The following is a 1,395-nucleotide window of genomic DNA, read 5'->3' as shown; positions in this document are numbered from 1 at the left end:
GGCAGGTGCGGGCTGCCCAGTTCGCCGCGGATGATCCGGCTGCCTCAGCAGGATCCGTTCCGGGCCAAGGACCCAATGCCGTGGCGCTGACCTGGTTCTGCGCGGTTTCGGCTTTCTGCGCGGTCTCGGCGGCCACGTGTTCAGGCCTGCGCGATGGAAGCCTGGTGGCCTTCGGCGATTGCCTCGTGGTGCCGGATGACCTCACTGATGATGAAATTCAGGAACTTCTCCGCGAAGGCAGGATCGAGGTGCGCTTCTTCGGCGAGCCGGCGGAGCCGCGCGATCTGGGCGGACTCGCGTCCCGGGTCCCCTGCGGGAAGCTTGTGCGTCGCCTTCAGGACTCCCACTTTCTGGGTGGCTTTGAACCGCTCCGCGAGGAGGAAGACGAGGGTGGCATCGATGTTGTCGATGCTGGAGCGGATGGAGAGCAACTCGTCCATGACGGCCTGGTCCACGCGGCCGGCGAGGGAGCTGGCGGAAGGATCGAAGGAGTCGGCGTCGGGGAGGGCGTGGTTCTGCTCGGTCATTCCTCCAGTCTAGGGTGTGCGGGCCGGCCCTTGAGGGGCAGAATGGGCATGTCCGCGCCGATGATAAGGAGAGCACGCATGAAAATCGCAGTTCTTGGCACCGGAATGGTGGGGCATACCCTGGCCGACAAATTGGTGGCCGTAGGCCACGAGGTCATGATGGGTTCCCGGGAAGCCGGCAATCCCAAGGGGACGGAGTGGGCGGCGCAGGCGGGTCCGGGGGCAAGCTCCGGTTCCTTCGCGCAGGCGGCAGCCATGGCCGAGCTCGTGGTCAACGCAACCCCGGGCATGGTCTCGCTCGCGGCGTTGAGCGAAGCCGGGGCTGCGAACCTGGCGGGCAAGGTCCTGGTGGATGTGTCCAATCCGCTGGATTTTTCCGCCGGCTTCCCGCCGTCGCTCTCCGTCTGCAATACCGACAGCATTGCCGAAACCATCCAGCGCTCCTTCCCCGCGGCGCGTGTGGTCAAGGCCCTCAACACCTTGACTGCTCCCCTGATGGTTGATCCGCTCAGGCTCGCCGATGGTGCCCATGACGTCTTCGTGGCGGGGAACGACGACGACGCGAAAGCCACCGTCGTCGCGCTCCTGCGGGAGTTCGGCTGGCTTCCGGAACACATCCACGACCTGGGCGGGCTCGACGTTGCCCGTGGCCTTGAAATGTGGATGCCGCTGTGGCTCCGGATCTTCGTGCGCCAACCGAAGGACAAGCTCTTCAACATCAGCATCGTGTCCGAATAGCCGCGCAGAACGGACATGCCCGCCCTTCGTGGAGAAGGGCGGGCATGTCCGTTCTTGCGGATCGCCGCTTGGATGGAGGGCTAGATGCCCAGCAGCGCGCGGTTCTCTTCCCGGCGTCGGGCCTGTTCAT

General features: G+C 65.4%; 2 protein-coding genes. One reads left to right on the top strand and one right to left on the bottom strand.

Annotated features, from left to right (window positions below; all coding sequences use genetic code 11):
* Positions 1-140: 140 nt before the first annotated feature.
* Positions 141-527 carry a chorismate mutase gene (locus AHiyo1_RS02750; RefSeq protein ID WP_059387536.1) on the bottom strand — a complete coding sequence of 129 codons (387 nt, stop codon included), beginning with the start codon at positions 525-527 and terminating at the stop codon, positions 141-143.
* Between the two features lie 78 nt (positions 528-605).
* On the opposite strand from AHiyo1_RS02750, the gene AHiyo1_RS02745 reads away from it, so the two are divergent.
* A complete protein-coding gene (locus AHiyo1_RS02745) occupies positions 606-1,265 on the top strand; it encodes an NADPH-dependent F420 reductase (RefSeq protein WP_059387535.1) in 660 nt (219 codons plus the stop codon).
* Positions 1,266-1,395: the final 130 nt, after the last annotated feature.

The sequence above is a fragment of the Arthrobacter sp. Hiyo1 genome (assembly GCF_001263615.2).
Taxonomy (GTDB): domain Bacteria; phylum Actinomycetota; class Actinomycetes; order Actinomycetales; family Micrococcaceae; genus Arthrobacter.
Note: the sequence above shows the minus strand (reverse complement) of the source record. Positions and strands in the feature narration are given on the sequence as shown.